Source organism: Nocardioides sp. Bht2, from assembly GCF_047308515.1.
Taxonomy (GTDB): domain Bacteria; phylum Actinomycetota; class Actinomycetes; order Propionibacteriales; family Nocardioidaceae; genus Nocardioides.
In genome coordinates this window covers 627115-643716 of sequence record NZ_JBLBWI010000001.1, presented here as the reverse complement: position 1 = coordinate 643716, position 16602 = coordinate 627115, and the positions used below count along the sequence as shown (strand labels likewise).

Annotated in this window: 15 protein-coding genes; 8 read left to right on the top strand and 7 right to left on the bottom strand. The window is 69.8% G+C overall.

Annotated elements, in window-relative coordinates:
• Window positions 1–36 precede the first annotated feature (36 nt).
• Window positions 37–1986, top strand: a complete 1950-nt coding sequence (locus tag ACLM5J_RS03080) for an acyl-CoA dehydrogenase (protein ID WP_413654536.1) — start codon at window positions 37–39, stop codon at window positions 1984–1986.
• A gap of 27 nt (window positions 1987–2013) precedes the next feature.
• On the opposite strand, the gene ACLM5J_RS03075 is transcribed toward ACLM5J_RS03080, so the two are convergent.
• Window positions 2014–4377, bottom strand: coding sequence for a transglycosylase domain-containing protein (locus ACLM5J_RS03075; RefSeq protein WP_413654534.1), 2364 nt, complete (start codon window positions 4375–4377; stop codon window positions 2014–2016).
• Window positions 4378–4568: 191 nt separating this feature from the next.
• On the opposite strand from ACLM5J_RS03075, the gene ACLM5J_RS03070 reads away from it, so the two are divergent.
• Window positions 4569–4847 carry a WhiB family transcriptional regulator gene (locus ACLM5J_RS03070; protein ID WP_413654533.1) on the top strand — a complete coding sequence of 93 codons (279 nt, stop codon included), beginning with the start codon at window positions 4569–4571 and terminating at the stop codon, window positions 4845–4847.
• 83 nt (window positions 4848–4930) lie between these two features.
• Here the strand turns inward: ACLM5J_RS03070 and ACLM5J_RS03065 are convergent, their stop codons facing one another.
• From ACLM5J_RS03065 to ACLM5J_RS03040, 6 genes are all read right to left on the bottom strand, one after another.
• Entirely contained in the window at window positions 4931–6106 is a 1176-nt protein-coding gene (locus tag ACLM5J_RS03065) for an ArsA family ATPase (protein ID WP_413654532.1), read from the bottom strand.
• Window positions 6103–7134, bottom strand: coding sequence for an ArsA-related P-loop ATPase (locus ACLM5J_RS03060; protein ID WP_413654531.1), 1032 nt, complete (start codon window positions 7132–7134; stop codon window positions 6103–6105). Before ACLM5J_RS03060 ends, ACLM5J_RS03065 begins: the two co-directional genes overlap by 4 nt.
• Before the next feature lie 39 nt (window positions 7135–7173).
• The gene (locus ACLM5J_RS03055; RefSeq protein WP_413654529.1) at window positions 7174–9597 is read right to left on the bottom strand and encodes an ABC transporter permease; all 2424 of its coding nucleotides are present in this window, start codon (window positions 9595–9597) and stop codon (window positions 7174–7176) included.
• The gene (locus tag ACLM5J_RS03050) at window positions 9597–10376 is read right to left on the bottom strand and encodes an ABC transporter ATP-binding protein (RefSeq protein ID WP_413654528.1); all 780 of its coding nucleotides are present in this window, start codon (window positions 10374–10376) and stop codon (window positions 9597–9599) included. Before ACLM5J_RS03050 ends, ACLM5J_RS03055 begins: the two co-directional genes overlap by 1 nt.
• A gap of 139 nt (window positions 10377–10515) precedes the next feature.
• Entirely contained in the window at window positions 10516–11214 is a 699-nt protein-coding gene (locus ACLM5J_RS03045; RefSeq protein ID WP_413654526.1) for a response regulator, read from the bottom strand.
• Entirely contained in the window at window positions 11211–12356 is a 1146-nt protein-coding gene (locus tag ACLM5J_RS03040) for a sensor histidine kinase (protein ID WP_413654525.1), read from the bottom strand. Before ACLM5J_RS03040 ends, ACLM5J_RS03045 begins: the two co-directional genes overlap by 4 nt.
• An 86-nt stretch (window positions 12357–12442) precedes the next feature.
• Between ACLM5J_RS03040 and ACLM5J_RS03035 the strand changes: the two genes are divergently transcribed.
• From ACLM5J_RS03035 to ACLM5J_RS03010, 6 genes are all read left to right on the top strand, one after another.
• Window positions 12443–12601: a DUF4177 domain-containing protein gene (locus ACLM5J_RS03035; protein ID WP_181645291.1), complete on the top strand. Its 159-nt coding sequence runs from the start codon at window positions 12443–12445 to the stop codon at window positions 12599–12601.
• Window positions 12601–13059, top strand: coding sequence for a RidA family protein (locus ACLM5J_RS03030; protein WP_413654524.1), 459 nt, complete (start codon window positions 12601–12603; stop codon window positions 13057–13059). Before ACLM5J_RS03035 ends, ACLM5J_RS03030 begins: the two co-directional genes overlap by 1 nt.
• Window positions 13059–13952 carry an NUDIX hydrolase gene (locus ACLM5J_RS03025; protein WP_413654522.1) on the top strand — a complete coding sequence of 298 codons (894 nt, stop codon included), beginning with the start codon at window positions 13059–13061 and terminating at the stop codon, window positions 13950–13952. Before ACLM5J_RS03030 ends, ACLM5J_RS03025 begins: the two co-directional genes overlap by 1 nt.
• Window positions 13949–14758, top strand: a complete 810-nt coding sequence (locus tag ACLM5J_RS03020; protein WP_413654521.1) for an MBL fold metallo-hydrolase — start codon at window positions 13949–13951, stop codon at window positions 14756–14758. Before ACLM5J_RS03025 ends, ACLM5J_RS03020 begins: the two co-directional genes overlap by 4 nt.
• Before the next feature lie 82 nt (window positions 14759–14840).
• A complete protein-coding gene (gene nhaA / locus ACLM5J_RS03015; RefSeq protein ID WP_413654520.1) occupies window positions 14841–16061 on the top strand; it encodes a Na+/H+ antiporter NhaA in 1221 nt (406 codons plus the stop codon).
• An 82-nt stretch (window positions 16062–16143) separates the two neighbouring features.
• Window positions 16144–16542: a phage holin family protein gene (locus tag ACLM5J_RS03010; protein WP_413654519.1), complete on the top strand. Its 399-nt coding sequence runs from the start codon at window positions 16144–16146 to the stop codon at window positions 16540–16542.
• Window positions 16543–16602 lie beyond the last annotated feature (60 nt).

The window sequence follows — 16602 nt, the reverse complement described above, 5'->3', positions numbered from 1 at the left end:
CGTCCCCGGTTGGAGCGCGCCCGGTAGCCTCGCGTCATGGCGAGCGACGAGAGCGCGTACCGACAGCCGACCATCGACGTAGCGGGTGTGACCGCCTTGCTGGACGGGAGATACGCCGACGTCCGGCGCCTGGTCCGGGAGAATCTGGCGCGGCACAGCAGCCTGCTGCTCGACGCCGAGACGATGGGCCGCGACGAGTTCCGCGACCGGGTCCGAGACGTGGTGGTGGAGATCGCGGCCACCGGTCAGACCGCGCTCGGTCTGCCCAAGGAGTTCGGCGGGGCCGGTGACGTCGGCGCTTCGGTCGCCGCCTTCGAGACGATGGCGTTCGGGGATCTCTCCGCCTTGGTCAAGATCGGGGTCCAGTTCGGGCTCTTCGGCGGCGCCATCCAGCAGCTCGGCACCGAGTCGCACCACCAGGCGTACCTGCCGGGTGCCGCCGACGGCAGTCTGATGGGCTGCTTCGCGATGACCGAGTCGGGGCACGGCTCGAACGTGCAGGCGCTCGGGACGACGGCCACCTACGACCCGGCCAGCGAAGAGTTCGTGATCCGGACCCCTGACGAGGCCTCCCGCAAGGACTACATCGGAAACGCCGCTCGGCACGCCCAGCTGGCGGTGGTCTTCGCGCAGCTGGTGGTCGGCGAGGAGTCGCACGGCGTGCACGCCTTCGTGGTGCCGATCCGTGACGGCGAGACCGTGCTGCCCGGCGTCCGGGTCGCGGACTGCGGTCTCAAGATGGGGCTCAACGGGGTCGACAACGGGCGGCTCTGGTTCGACGACGTCCGGGTGCCGCGCACCGCGCTGCTGAACCGGTTCGCCGACGTCGCGGCCGACGGCACCTACTCCTCGCCGATCGAGAGCGTCAACAAGCGCTTCTTCACGATGCTGGGCACCTTGGTCCTCGGTCGGGTCTCGGTCGGTGGTGCGGGCGTCAACGCCGCCAAGGTCGCGCTCACCATCGCTGTGAACTACGCGAACCGGCGGCGCCAGTTCGCGACCGGCGACGAGCGCGACGAGGAGCTGCTCCTGGACTACGGCCAGCACCAGCGCCGGTTGCTCCCGCTGTTGGCCCGCACCTACGCGCTGCACGCCGCCCAGGAGGTCCTGGTCGACCGGCTCAGCGACGTCTTCTCCGGTGTCGACGCCGACGAAGGCGCCCGCCGGGCCCTGGAGTCACGGGCGGCCGGCACCAAGGCGCTGGGCACCTGGCACGCCACGGCCACCATCCAGGAGTGCCGCGAGGCCTGCGGCGGGGCCGGCTACATCGCCAAGAACCGGTTCGCCGCGCTCAAGGCCGACACCGACGTCTTCACCACCTTCGAGGGCGACAACACGGTGCTGATCCAGCTCGTCGCCAAGGGGCTGCTGACCGGCTACTCCTCGGAGTTCTCCGACCTTGACCAGCTCGGCATGGTCAAGTTCGTCACCTCGATGGCGGTCGACACCGTGATCGAGCGGACCAACGTCCACAAGCTGCTGGAACGGGTCAAGGACCTGCTGCCCGGGGGCGACGAATGGTCGCAGGAGGCTGGCCTGCTGGACCCGAACTACCAGCAGGCGATGCTGCGGTTCCGCGAGGAGCATCTGGTCAGTGGCGTCGCGCGGCGGCTGAAGAGTGGCGTCGACGACGGGATGGACGCCGGCGAGGTCTTCTCCCGGGTCCAGGACCACGTGATCGCCACTGGCCGCGCCCACGTCGAACGGCTCGTCCTCGACGCCTTCATCGAGAAGGTAGCCGCGATGCCGGACGGCGACAACAAGGTGGCGCTCGGGCTGCTGGTCGACCTGCACGCGCTCTCGGTGATCGAGGCGGATCGAGCCTGGTTCATGGAGCACGGGCGGCTGACCGCCCAGCGTTCGAAGGCGATCACCGCCGAGATCAACGATCTCTGTCGCAAGGTGCGCCCGTTGGCCGGCGACCTGGTGGCGGCGTTCGCGGTGCCGAGCGAGGTGCTGCGCGCCGACGAGCTGCTGAACTGGTAGCTCGACGGCGCACCGCGCCTGGCGTGCTCAGTCGTCGCGGCCCCGGTCGCCCCGGTCGCCGCGGTCACGGTTCTTCTTGCCCTTGTTCTTCTTGCCGGGCGGGGGCTTCGGCGAACCGTCGGAGACGTAGAGCGTGATCGTGTCGCCGCTGGAGCTCTGCGAACCGCCGCCCGGGAAGCTGTAGGCCACGGTGCCGCGAGCGGCGTTGGAGTCGACCATGCCCGGCGAGACGGCGACGTTGAAGTTCGCGCCCTCCAACGTCCGGGTGGCGGCGTCGACGCTCATCCCGTTGACGCTCGGCACGGTCACCATCACGCCGGACACCTCGTCGGCGGACGGTGCCACGAAGCTCTCGTCGTCGAGCCACTGCTCGACGGCACGGAAGGTTTCGCCCCACATCGGCCCCGCGGTACCGGAACCGGAGGCGTCGTAGAGGGTGCGGCCACCGACGGTCTTGCCGATCAGCGACGACGGGCTGCCGTTCGCGTCGGCGCCGGCGATCATCGAGGCGCCCGCCAGGTTCGGGGTATAGCCCACGAACCACACCGAGTTGGCGCTGTTCGTGGTACCGGTCTTACCGGCCGAAGGCTGCGACGGCGCGATCCGCGAGGCGAAGCCGCCCGGCCCGGTGACGCCCTTGAGAACGGCGTTGACGGCGTCCGCGACGGCGCTGGGCAGGACCTGCTTGCAGCCCTTGGCGTACTTCTTGACCAGCGTGCCGTTGGCGTCGTCGATCCGGGTGACCGGACGCGAGTCGCAGTGCATGCCGCGGGCGGCGAAGGTGGCGTAGGCCTCGGCCATCTCCAAAGGGGTCGCGTCGGCAACACCGAGGCTGAAGTTCGGGGTGCGCTCGGCGCTGCCCTCGGGGCCGCCGTTCGGGTTGGTCAGGTGCACGCCGAGATCTTGGGCGAGCTTGAACGGCTTGCAGAGGCCGGTCTTCTGCGTGAGCCCGAGGAAGTAGGTGTTCACCGATTGCTGGGTGCCGGTGTACATGTTCTTCGGCCTGCCGTCACCGGTCGAGTTGGGCACCGAGAAGCTGCCGTAGCCGTACGGCTGATCGCCGCAGGTGAGGTAGTCGGACTCGCGGAACGTCATCGGGTCGGTGGCCGGCAGCATCTCGCTCATCGACTCGCCCTGCTTGATCGCCTGGGCGAGCACGAACGCCTTGAACGTAGAGCCTGCCTGGAAGCCGCGCGCACCGCCGACCTCCTTGGGGACGGTGTAGTTGATGAAGGTCTCGCCGGATGTCTTCCGGCTGCCCATCGGGCGCGATTGGGCCAGCGCCTTCACGTCACCGCTGCCCGGCTCGACCAGAGCCAGCGCACCGATCGCGTTCTCCCGGGGGAAGACGTGGCCTTCGACGGCCGTCGTCGCGGCCTTCTGGAAGCGCAGGTCGATCGTGGTGCGGATGGTCAGGCCGCCGGACTTCAGCAGCTGCTCGCGCTCGTCGGGGGTGGCGCCGAGCGCCGGGTCCTGCTTGAGGTAGTTCATCACGTAGTCACAGAAGAACGGTGCCGCCGAGACCAGGCAGCCGTTCCGGTTCGGCGTGATCTTGAGACCGAGGCTGCGAGCCTTGACCTTGTCCGCCTTGTCCTGGGTGATCACGTTCAGCTCGGCCATCCGGTCGAGCACGGTGTTGCGGCGCGAGACGGCGCGGTCGCCATGCCGGGTCGGGTCGTAGCCGACCGGGTTCTTCACCAGGCCCGCCAGCGTCGCCGCCTGCTGCAGGTTCAGCTTGCGCGCGTCGACGCTGAAGTAGTGCCGGGCCGCGGCCTGGACGCCGTAGACGCCGTCGCCGAAGTAGGCGATGTTGAGATACCGCTCCAGGATCCAGTCCTTGGAGTGGTTCTGCTCGTAGGCGATGGCGTAGCGGAGTTCGCGGATCTTGCGGGCCACGGTGTCGTCGATCGCGGCCTTGCGCTCCTCGTCGGTCTTCGCCTGCTGCACCAGTGTCAGCTTGACCATCTGCTGGGTGATCGAGGAGCCACCCTGGACGGTCTGGCCGGCGGCCTGGTTGGTGATCAGGGCGCGCAGCGTGCCCTTCAGGTCGAGGGCGCCGTGCTGGTAGAAGCGGTAGTCCTCGATCGAGAGGATCGCCTGACGCATCACCTTCGAGACCTGGTCCAGGCTGACGTTGACCCGGTTCTCGTCGTAGATGGTGGCGATCGGGCTGCCGTCGGCGGCCAGGATCCGGGTGCGCTGCGGCAGCGCCTGCTCCTCCATATCGGCAGGAAGGTCCTGCATGGAGTCAGCGGCGTTGCGGGCGGTGATGCCCGCGACCGCGGCGAACGGGATGGCGAGCCCTGCGACCAGGACTCCGAGGATTGCGGAGACCGCGAGCATGGAGCCCGCGATCGAGGCGAAACTCTCGCGTGGTTCTTGCGACGACATGACCTCAAGCGTACGGGACGCTGCCATCCCACGTTGTGGACCGACCGCTTGGACCTAGTCCAAATTGACTATTGAATGTAGTTGCTTTGTGTCTTCCAGATCACATCGGAAGACACATAGCTTGTTGACGGGATTGGCCGGTGGGGAGTTCCGCAGGGGGGACTCACCAATCCTGGATGTGGGGACATCGCATGTGGGTTGAAGATTGGGCACCGTCCGCGGCGTGTAGGCAGGGGCAACCCGACGACCTATTCGTGCGCGGAGCGGAGCAGAACAAGGCCAAGCAGGTGTGCGGGGGATGCCCCGTACGTACTGAATGCTTGGCGGAAGCACTAGACAACCAAATTGAGTGGGGCGTGTGGGGCGGCATGACCGAGCGTGAACGGCGGGCATTGCTGCGTCGCCGCAACGTGGAGTCGTGGCGCACCGTGCTGGAAGCCGCCAAGGCCAGCCAGCGCGTCGCCATCTGACACTCGTACGACAACCAGGGGCCATCTGCCAGGGGGCAGATGGCCCCTGGTTGTGCCCTCACGACCCCGCCCCCGAGGACATCTCAGCCCTGGTCGGCGATCAGTTCGCCGATGGTGCGCAGGCCGTCGAGGTCGTGGACGTCACTGGCCAGGGCCGGGACCACCGCCGTGGCGACGTTCGGGTGGCTGGTGGCGAAGCTGCGGCGCAGTCGCGCCTCCCGCTCCACGATCCGTACCCGGTCGGCGTGCAAGCGCAGGAGCCCCGCGGTGACCCCGGGTTCGCCGTCGGTGGCAAGCCGCTCCGCGGCGGCCACCGCAGCATCCGCGCTCAGCGCGCTGACCGGTGCGCTGCTGGCCCGGTTCACCACCAGGCCGGCCAACGGCATGCCCTCACCGCTGAGCCGCTCCACGAAGTAGGCGGCCTCCCGCAGTGCGTCCGGCTCCGGGGCCGCGACCACCAGGAAGGCGGTGCCGTCGGCCTGCAACAGCTGGAACGTCTTCTGGGCCCGCTGGCGGAAGCCGCCGAAGAGCGTGTCGAAGGCGGCGACGAAGGTCTGCAGGTCCTGGAGCACCGAGGCGCCGACGATCTTCGACAACGCGTTCGTCATCATCCCGAACCCGGCGCTCATCAACCGGGCCGGGCCTCGGGCCGGAGTGAGCAGAAGCTTGATGAACCGGCCGTCGAGGAAGCTGCTCAGCCGCTCGGGTGCGTCCAGGAAGTCGAGTGCGGAGCGGGACGGCGGGGTGTCGACCACGATCAGGTCCCACTCGCCCGACTCCTGCGCGGAGCCGTGCAGCTGACCGAGCTTCTCCATCGCCATGTACTCCTGGGTGCCCGCGAACGACGTCGACAACGCGACGTAGAAGGGGTTCTCCAGGATCTGTTTGGCCTTCTCCGGGTTGGCCTGACTGAGCACCACTTCGTCGAAGGTGCTCTTCATGTCCAGCATCATCGCGTCGAGGCTGCCGCCGTCGCTGCCCGCGCCGGGAACCGGTCGGGGCGTGTTGTCGAGGGCTTCGATCCCCATCGACTGAGCGAGTCGGCGGGCCGGGTCGATGGTCAGTACGACGACCTTGCGGCCCCGCTCGGCCGCCCGCAGCGCCAATGCTGCCGACGTCGTGGTCTTGCCGACGCCGCCCGAGCCGCAGCAGACGATGATCTCGGTCGCGGGGTTGTCGAGGAGGGCGTCGACGTCGAGCGGGAGGTCGGCGGTCCGGATGGCCGCCAACGGACCGACCCGGCTGTACGGCTTGTTCATCGGACCCCCTGCTCCCGCAGCATGCCGGCCAGTTCGTAGAGCCCGCCGAGGTCGACCCCGGTCGCGAGCCGAGGCAGCTCGAGCGTGGGCACGTCGAGCTGCTCCACCACCCGCCGTTGGGAGTCCTCCAGCGCACGGCGCTCGGCGTGGTCGGCCGCCTCGGCGAGGAGACCGTCCACCAACGCGTCGTCGACGGCGACCCCGGCGGTGCGGAGCTCGGTGCTGATCTCGTCGCGGTCCAGGCGGCCCTCACGGATCGCGGTCAGCTGGTCGTCGGTGAGCTCTTGCGGGCGGACCAGGTTGACGATCACCGCACCGACCGGGAGCTTCGCGGCCTGCAGTTCGGCGATTCCGTCCGCGGTCTCCTGGACCGGCATCTCCTCCAGCACCGTGACCAGATGTACCCGGGTCCGTTCCGAGCGGAAGAGCGTCATCACGGTGTCGGCCTGGCCCTTGATCGGGCCGACCTTGGCCAGCCCGGCGAGTTCGGAGTTCACCCCGAGGAACTGGGTGATCCGGCCGGTCGGCGGGGCGTCCAGGACGATCGCGTCGTAGTGCGCCCCCTGCTTGGAGGAGGTGCCCTTCTTACGGCCCTCCTTGGCTGCCTCGAAGACCTTGCCGGTGAGCAGCACATCGCGCACGCCGGGAGCGATCGTGGTGGCGAAGTCGATCACCCCGAACCTATCGAGGGCGCGACCCGCGCGGCCCAACTTGTAGTACATCGCCAGGTACTCCAGCAGCGCCGACTCGGCGTCGATGTGCAGCGCGAAGACGCTGCCCGGCGTCGCCTGCCCCGAGGTCGGCAGCCCGGTCGCGATCTTCCGCTCCTCGTACGGCAACGGTGCGACGTCGAACATCTGGGCGATGCCCTGGCGCCCCTCCACCTCGCACAGCAGGACGTTGCGTCCCTGGCTGGCGAGGCTCAGCGCGAGTGCCGCCGCCACCGTCGATTTTCCGGTGCCGCCCTTGCCGGTGACGATGTGGAGCTGAGCCTGACTCCAGGCCGCCACCGCCTTGTTGGTGCTCACGATCCGGAAGCCTAGCGCCGTGCTGGGGAGGCGGGGCGGTTATTCCTGAGCCAACCCGGCGATCGGGGTGATTCGGGTGGCCCGTCTGGCCGGTAGGACGCAGGAGGCGAGTCCGGCGAGTGCTGAGATCGCGACCACGGTGAGGAGTTGGCCGACCGGCCAGGTCATCGTCACGCCCGGCACCGCGGGTTCGACGACGGCCCGCACCGCGACCCAGGCGAAGGCCAGCCCGAGCGCGACCCCGATCACCGTGGCGGTCACCGAGAGCAGCGCGGCCTCGACGGCGAGCAGCAACCGGAGCCCCTTGCGGGTCAGGCCGATCGCCCGCAGCATCGCGTGCTCGCGGGTCCGTTCCAGCACCGACAGGCCCAGAGTCCCGGCGATCCCGACCAACGCGATCACCACTGAGATCCCCAACAGGCCGACTATCGCTCCGGTGACCACGTCGAGCTGCAGGTCGACGTAGCCGCGCTTGGAGAGGGCGCTGGTCACCGCGGCGTCCTCACTCGCGGCGACTGCGGTGAGGTCGCCGGTGAGGTCCTCGGCGTCGGCCCCGTCCTGGGCGCGGACCCAGACTGCTCGGGTCGAGGGTTCGCTGCTCAACCGGGCCAGCGCCGCGGCGGAGATCAGTGCGGTCGGACCCCATCCATCGCCGATCTCGGTGCGCAGCCGGACCGATCCTTCCGTGGTCCGGAGGGTGACCTTCGCGGGTAGCCCGTCGTCAGGGACCAGATCGACCGGAACCAGGAGGGTCGTGTCGTCGGGAGTGACGACGTCCGCTGCACGCGGGGTCCGTGGCCCAGCCACGGCGACGTCGATCCGGCCGAGCTGCGGCGAGCGCACCTGGACGCCACGGAGCGCGTCGACGGCGAGTACGTCGGACTGGCGCCCGATCGCCGCGACCAGTTCCGTGCTCAGCGGCTCGGCCGTCGAGGCGGTGATCGCGACGTCGACCGGGTCGCTACGGTCCATCTCCTCGCCGACGGCGCCCCGGGCGGTGGCCAGGCCGGTGAGTACGGCCGAGGTGAGGGTCAACCCGATCAGCAGGGCCGCGGTGGTGGAGGCACTGCGCCGGGGGTTGCGGACGGCGTTGCTGGTGGCCAGCCTGACCGGGGCGCCGCCGAGCCGGGCCAGGGCGCCGCCGAGCACCCGGATCAGGGCGGGCGCCAGGACCGGGCCGAGCGCGATGACGCCGGCGAAGACGGCGATCCCGCCGGCGAGCATCAGCTCGAACTGTTGGTCGCGGACCGCCCATCCCAGCGCCACCGATCCGGTTCCCGCCAGCAGCAGGCCGCAGCCCACCCGGATGAGTCCGGCGCGGTCTGCCACCGGTTGGGCCGCCTCGGGGCGGAGCGCCTGGAGCGGCCGGACCCGGACCACGCGTCGTGTCGGTAGCCAGGCGGCGACCACGGTGGTCAGCGTGCCGAGCAGTGCGGCAGAACCGATCCAGACCGGGTTCCAGCTGACCGCGCCCATCGTGAAGGAGTCGCTGACGCCGTTGATCGCGGCGACCAGCCCGTAGCCACCGGCGACGCCGAGCGCCACCCCGAGCGCGGAGGCGGTGAGCCCGATCGCCAGCGCCTCGATCCGCACCGAGCGGAGCAGCTGGCCGCGGGTGGCGCCGACGCAGCGTAGTAGGGCCAGATCACGGGCCCGCTGAGCGAAGATGATGGCGAAGGTGTTGGCGATCACCAGCACCGCGACGCAGACCGCGATCGCGACGAAGAGCAGACCGATCAGCGCGAGCACGTCGACGCCTTGGTCGATCTCCACCTTCAGCGCTTCGACATGCTGGTCCCGCGGCTGTACCTCGGCGTCGGGGAACCACCGCGCCAACTGGTCGATCTGGGCGGACGTGGAGGTGCCCTGCGCCCAGAGCAGGCTGTCGACGTAGAGCTGGTCCGCCCACGGTCGGAGGTCGTCCCACAACAGGTAGACGGCGGCCGCGACGAAGATCGAGGGGGTGTCCACGATCCCGACGACCCGCACCTCACGGGTGGTGGCGCCGGTGCCGATGCTCAGTTCGTCGCCGAGTTCGAGCCGGTGGGTCTTCGCCTGGTTGACGTCGATCACCGCCTCGCCCGTGCGTTGCGGGAAGCGGCCGGTGCGCAGTTCCTGCCAGCGGAAACGGTCGCTGGCCGAGACCACGCCGAGGTCGACGTCGGAGCCGAGTAGGCGGTCTCCGGCCCGCACCGGCTGCGGGGTCCAGCCGAGCACGCTGGCCTCTGCGCCTGCGCGTTCGGCGCGCGCCATCGCCGTCGTGGCGTCGGCACCGCTGAGCTGCGCGGCCACCACCTCGGCGTCCTGGAAGGGGACGGCGACGTCGGCGGTCAGCCCCTCCTTCGCCGACGAGGTCAGCGCGTCCACGGCGACCAGGAAGCCGACCGCGACCATCACCGCGATGCCGGCCGTCAGGTATCGCCGTCCGTAGCGGCGCAGCGAACCGAGCAGAACGGCCCGCATCAGCGAGCACCCCCGCGCACCGCTGTGGCGAGCGCCTCGGCGCTCGGCTGGCGCAGGTGGGTGCTGACCTGGCCGTCGTGCAGCACCACCACGTCGTCGGCGTAGGCAGCGGCGTCGAGTTCGTGGGTCACCATCACCACGGTCTGGGAGAACTCGCGGACCGAGCGGCGCAGGAAGTCGAGTACCTCCGCGGAGGCTTCGCTGTCGAGGTTGCCGGTGGGCTCGTCGGCGAAGAGCAGCGCCGGGGAGGTGACCAGGGCGCGGGCGATCGCGACCCGTTGCTGCTGGCCTCCGGAGAGCTCGCTCGGTAGGTGGCGGAGCCGGCCGGCGATGCCGAGCACCTCCACGATCTCGGCGAGGCGGGTGCGGTCGGCGGCGCTGAGCCGTTGGCCGGCTAGGTCGAAGGGGAGCAGGATGTTCTGTTCGGCGGTGAGCATCGGCAGCAGGTTGAACGACTGGAAGACGAAGCCGATCTGTTCGCGCCGGAACCGGGTGAGGGCATCGTCGTTCAGCCCGGAGAGGTCGGTGCCGGCGATCTCGACCGTGCCCGACGTGGCCTGGTCCAGCCCGGCCAGACAGTGCATCAAGGTCGACTTCCCGGAACCCGACGGTCCCATGATCGCGGTGAACCGGCCGCGGGGCAGCTCCAGGTCGACGCCGCGCAGCGCGTGCACAGCTGCCTCACCGCGGCCGTGGATCCGGGTCAGGTCCCGGGCGCGGGCGGCGGGTGGGACCACGACCGGGTCACCGGGAAGGGCGGGGGAGAGGGTCTGACTCATACCCCCGAGATTTCCAGTGGGCGCGGGTCTGAGCGTCGGTCTGGAGGATCGACCTCGGTTCATCCCCGAGTCGCAGATCCGGCTCCGACGTCAGACCGTGGTCGTACGTGCTCGCCTGGCCGCAACCTCGGTGGTGCCGCTAGCTCGCGGTGACCAGCGCGGTCTCGTAGGCGAGGATGACCAACTGCACCCGGTCGCGGCACTGGGTCTTGGCCAGCAGCCGTCCCACGTGGGTCTTCACCGTCGCCTCGGCGACCACCAACTCCTCGGCGATCTCGGAATTGGACCGACCACGGCCGATCAGCACCAGTACCTCGAGTTCGCGTTCGGTCAACCAGCGCAGGCGTTCGTCCTCCGCGGCGGGCGGCCGTGGTTCGGCCGGCAGCGCCGCGGTGAAGTGGTCGAGCAGGCGCCGGGTGGTGCTCGGTGCGACGACGGCGTCCCCGGCATGGACCGAGCGGATCGCGCGCAGCAGGTCCTCGGGCGGCGCATCCTTGAGCAGGAAGGCCGAGGCTCCGGCACGGAGGGCGGCGAAGGCGTATTCGTCGAGGTCGAAGGTGGTCAGCACGATCACCCGGGGCGCCTCCTCGTCGGCGGCGATCCGCCCGGTGGCCTCGACGCCGTCCATCACCGGCATCCGGACGTCCATCAGGACGACGTCGGCGCCGGTCGCCGCGAGAACCCGAAGCGCCTCCTCGCCGTTGCCCGCCTCGCCGACGACCTCCAGGTCGGGCTGGCTGCCCAGCAACATCCGGAACCCGGCCCGGACCATCTGCTGGTCGTCGACCAGCAGGACGCGGATCGGTGCGGCGTCGGGAGTCGAATCGCGTGCGCTCACAGGGGGATCCTCGCAGAGACGGCGAAACCGCCGCCGGGTCGTGGGCCCGCCTCGAGCGTGCCGCCGTGGGCGGTCGCGCGCTCGCGCATCCCGAGCAGGCCGAGGCCGCGACCGTCGTCGGCGGCACTGGCGCCGTTGCCGTCGTCGAGCACCGCCAGGCTGATCGTCCGGTCCTGCACCTCCAGGTGGACGGCGACCCGGGCCGCGGCGCCGGCGTGCTTGCGGACGTTGGTCAACGCCTCCTGGACGATCCGGTACACGCTGAGTCCGACGCCGTCCGCCACCGCAGGTATGGGATCGGGTAGCTCGGCCTCGATCAGGGTCCCGCCGGCGCGGGCCTCGGCGATCAGGTGGGGGACGTCGGCGAGTACCGGCTGCGGACGCATCCCGGACTCCTCGGAGCGCAACAGCCCGAGCATCCGGCGCATCTCGGTCAACGACTCACGTCCGGTCGCCGCGATCGTGGTCAGGGTCCGGGTGGCGACAGGATCGCTGACGGCGTAGCGGGCGCCGTCAGCCTGGACGACGATCACCGAGAGACCGTGGGCCACGACGTCGTGCATCTCCCGGGCGATCCGGGCGCGTTCGTCGGCCGCAGCCAGGGCGGCCTGCTGGTGGGCCTCGCGTTCGAGCCGTTGGCCGCGGTCCAACAGCGCTGCGACGTACTCGTGCCGGGTGCGGGCCAGGTTGCCGAAGAGCCAGGAGACCCAGCCGATCAGGCTCAGCGGGACGAAGTAGGCGATGAAGGTCTGCAACGTGAGGCTGTCGAAGCCGAGCAGCCAGTCCAATGCTGCCAGCACCGCGCCGAGTTGGGCGATGCCCAGGCCGACCCCGCTCCAGAACGCGGTGCTGTGGCGGGCGATCGCGTAGACCGCGAACGGGAAGGCGACCTGGCCGTAGATCGGATAGTCGACGACCTGGAGCTGAAAGAAGTGGGCCAGGCTGACCGCCGCCATCACTGCGACCGGATGGCTGCGCCGCCAGTAGAGCGGCACCGTCATCGCCAAGGAGAGCAGGGCGACCGGCCACGACATCGCCTCGAACGGCAGCGTCAGCAGTGCAGGCAGGGTGAGCGCACTCGCCAGGGCGACGTCGAAGAGCTGTTGGCCGCGGGGGCTGAGACGTCGGGGTGCGCGTGCCATGCCAGCGAGGGTAGAGCGCCGGCGTGTCGAGCACGTCAGCCCACGGGAGGAGATCGGCCCGGCGAGCAGCCGAGTAAGGTGCCGATATGACCAAGTGGGAATACCTGACTGCACCGATCCTGACGCACGCCGCGAAGCAGATCCTGGACAACTTCGGGTCCGACGGCTGGGAGCTCGTGCAGATCGCGCCCGGGATGAACCCGGAGAACCTCGTCGGTTACTTCAAGCGGCCGATCGAGGGCTGATGAGCGTCGTCGAGGAGCGCCTGGCCGCGCTCGGTCTCCAGGTCCCCGAGGTTGCCAAGCCCGTCGCCGTCTACGTGCCTGCGGTGCGTAGCGGCAACCACGTCTTCACCTCCGGCCAGCTGCCGATGAAGTCCGGCGAACTCATGCTGACCGGCAAGGTCGGCGGCGAGGTGACCGAGGAGGAGGCCTACGCCTGTGCCCGGCAGTGTGGCCTCAACGCCATCGCTGCGGTGAAGGCCGAGATCGGCGACCTGGATCTGGTGAAGCGGATCGTCAAGGTCGTCGTCTTCGTCTCCTCGACACCCGACTTCACCGGACAGCCCAAGGTCGCCAACGGCGTCTCGGAGCTGCTCGGCGAGGCGTTCGGCGAGGCCGGCATCCACGCCCGGTCCGCCGTCGGCGTGCCGGTCCTGCCGCTCGACTCGCCGGTCGAGGTCGAGCTCATGGTCGAGGTCTGATGGACCCGACTCTCGTCCTGCCTGCCCATCTGATCGAGCAGGCGGCTGAGTTCGCCCAGGGCCTGCGCGAGCCCGCAGCTCCGCGCTCCGCCTCGACCGTCGTGCTCCTGCGCGACGGCGACGGCTCGCCGGGTGGGCTGGAGGTCTACCTGCTGCGTCGTCATGTGGGGATGGAGTTCGCCGCGGGAATGAGCGTCTTCCCCGGTGGCGGCGTGGACGCCCGTGACTCGGAGCTGGAGCCGTCCCTGTGGGCCGGACCGTCGCCCGAGGAGTGGGCGCAGCGGATGGACTGCACGCCCGACGAGGCGAAGGCCCTGGTCTGTGCCGCGGTGCGGGAGACCTTCGAGGAGTCCGGCGTGCTGCTGGCCGGCACCGCGGACGCCGTGGTGGCCGACACCACCGGCGACGACTGGGAGGCCGACCGGGTGGCGCTGGAGGGCCGCGAGCTCTCGTTGACCGACTTCCTCACCCGCCGCGGCCTGGTGCTGCGGACCGACCTGCTCTCGGTGCTCGGCGGTTGGTTGACCCCGAACTTCGAGCCGAAGCGGTACCTGACCTGGTTCTTCGTGGCGACGCTCCCCGAGGGGCAGATCACCCGGGACGTCTCCACCGAGTCCGACAAGGTGGAGTGGCTCGCGGTGCGTGAGGCGCTGAAGCTGGCCGACGCCGGCAAGATGCTGCTCCTCCCGCCGACCTACGCGACGTTGTGCGAGATCTACGACGCCACCTCCTCCCAAGAAGCGCTCGAGCACTCGGCTGCTTTGCCGTTCGAGATGATCGAGCCGACCTTCGACGTCGCTTCGGGCCGGTTGGAGTCGCGGCCGCGGATCGTCGAGTTGGGGATCCGCGTCGGCAAGCTGGTACACGGCGTGGGGAACGAGCAGCGCGCGTGACCTGGGCCGGTGGGGCGTTCGGCGAGCGCGCGCAGTGCGTGCTCGCCCCGAACCCGAACATCATGACGCTCGACGGCACCAACACCTGGGTGCTGCGGGAGCCGGGCGGTTCGCGCTCGATCGTGATCGACCCGGGCCCGTCGATCGTCAGCCACCTGGACGCCGTCGAGGAGTTCTCCGGTCCGGTGGCCGCGGTGCTGCTGACGCACCACCATCACGACCACTCCGAGGCCGCGGTGGAGTTCGCGGAGCGGATGGGCTGCGGCGTGCGGGCGCTCGACCCGGCCTACCGGCTCGGTACCGAGGGGCTGCATGACGGCGACGTGATCGCGGTCGACGGTCTCGAGGTCCAGGTGATCGGGACCCCCGGCCACACTGCCGACTCGCTCTGCTTCTGGGTTCCGGCCGACGGTGCCGTGCTGACCGGTGACACGGTCCTGGGCCGCGGCACCACGGTGGTGGCGCACCCGGACGGCCAACTCGGTGCCTACCTGGATTCGCTCGATCGCCTGCACCGGTTGGCAGACGCCCACGAGTTGACCGCGATCTGGCCCGGCCACGGTCCGGTGATCGACAACGCGTTGGCGGTCCTCGACCACTACATCAGCCACCGGCGCGACCGGTTGGCGCAGGTCGAGGCAGCGGTAGCCACGCTCGTCCCCGACGCCGACCCTGCGGCGCTGCGGGCCGACGACCTGCCGCGCCGGGTCGTCGAGACGGTCTACGCCGACGTCGACGAGGTGTTGTGGGGAGCGGCCGAGCTCAGCGTGCGTGCTCAGTTGGCCTACCTGGTGGGCACTGCGTAAAGTTGTTCCCGGTGTGCCGGGAAGTCTGGTCGGCTCGTCGCGGTGGCGGCGGTTCTGTCGATCAACTCCCGAAGGGACCTCTATGCCCAGGCTCACCCGACTCCGCTTCCTGCCCGATCCGAAGCGCCGTGACGCTGTCTACCTCAGCGACCTGCTGCGGCGCGAGACCGTCGGCGGCATCCTGGCGCTGACCGCGGCCCTGATCGCCGTGGTCTGGGCCAACTCCAGCCTCGGCGACGCCTACCACCACCTGCGCGAGTTCGAGATCGGTCCGCTGACGGTGGAGAAGTGGGCCGCCGACGGCGCGTTGACCCTCTTCTTCTTCGTCACCGGTCTCGAGTTGAAGCGGGAGTTCGTGGTCGGGTCGCTCTCCCGGATCTCCGATGCGATCGTGCCGATCGTCGCGGCGATCTGTGGGGTCGCGGTCCCGGCGCTGATCTTCGTCACCATCAACGTGCTCTCCGACGACGGGCGTCCGGGTGGTTGGGCGATCCCGTCGGCCACCGATATCGCCTTCGCGGTCGCGGTGCTGGCCGTCGTCGGCTCCTCCCTGCCTGGGCAGTTGCGCACCTTCCTGCTCACCCTGGCCGTGGTCGACGACCTGATCGTGATCGTGATCATCGCAGCGTTCTACTCGACCGGCTTCGACCTCACGTCGCTGCTGATCGCACTCGCCTGCGCCGCCGGGTACTGGGTGCTGCAGCGGATGCGGGTCAGCACGTGGGCGCTCTACCTGCCGTTCTTCGTCGGTACCTGGTGGTTCACCCACGAGAGCGGCGTCCACGCCACCATCGCCGGTGTCGTGCTCGGTCTGCTGACCCGGGTCCGGCTCGACGAGGGCGAGGAGACCAGCCCGGCCGAGCGGGTGGCGCACACCCTGAACCCGTGGTCGGCAGGGCTCGCGGTGCCGGTCTTCGCGCTGATGTCGGCCGGCGTGGTGATCGCCGGCGGCGCCGACCTGGTCACCGATCCGGTGGTGATCGGCGTGGTGCTGGGTCTGGTGATCGGCAAGCCGGTGGGGGTCTTCGGTGGTTCGTGGCTGCTGACCAAACTGACCCGCGCCGAGTTCGACCCGGACATCAGCTGGATCGACGTGCTGGGCATCGCGATGCTGGCCGGTGTCGGCTTCACCGTGTCGCTGCTGGTCTCCGACCTCTCCTTCACCGGAGCCGAGCGGGAGGCGGCCAAGACCGCGGTGCTGGTCGGCTCTGCGGTCGCGGCGCTGGCGGCAGCGGCCTTGTTGACGGTCCGTAACCGCGTGCATCAGCGGCGGACGCCGCTCACCGGGCCGTACGCCGACTGAACCTCACGAGGGGCGTCGAACGGCGGACTCTGCCGTGTAGAGTCCGCTGCGGACCATCAGGACCAGCACAGGAGTGAGACGCATGGCGCAGCAGTTCAACGACGACGAGCCGACCATCGGCCGCCTCATCGGCGATGCTCACCGTGACATCTCGAAGCTGATCTCCAGTGAGATCAAGCTCGCCAAGTCCGAGCTCAAGCTCAGCGTCAAGGCCGGCGGCACCGGGATCGGTCTCTTCGCGGCAGCCGGCTTCCTGCTGGTGCTCGCAGTGATCATCTTCTCGATCTTCCTCGCCTACCTGATCCACTGGAACGGCGATGGCCTCGACCTGCACTGGGCCTACCTGATCGTCTTCGCCTTCTACGTCCTGCTCGCCGGTCTCTTCGGCTTCCTCGGTGTCCGCTCGGTCAAGAAGGTCCGCGCCCCCGAGCGCGCGATCGCCCAGGCCGAGGCGACCAAGAGCGCCCTCACCGCCCGCTGACCCGAACCGTCAGGCATACGCGCCGAACCGTCACCTAGGCGCGCCGAACCGTCAGGCATA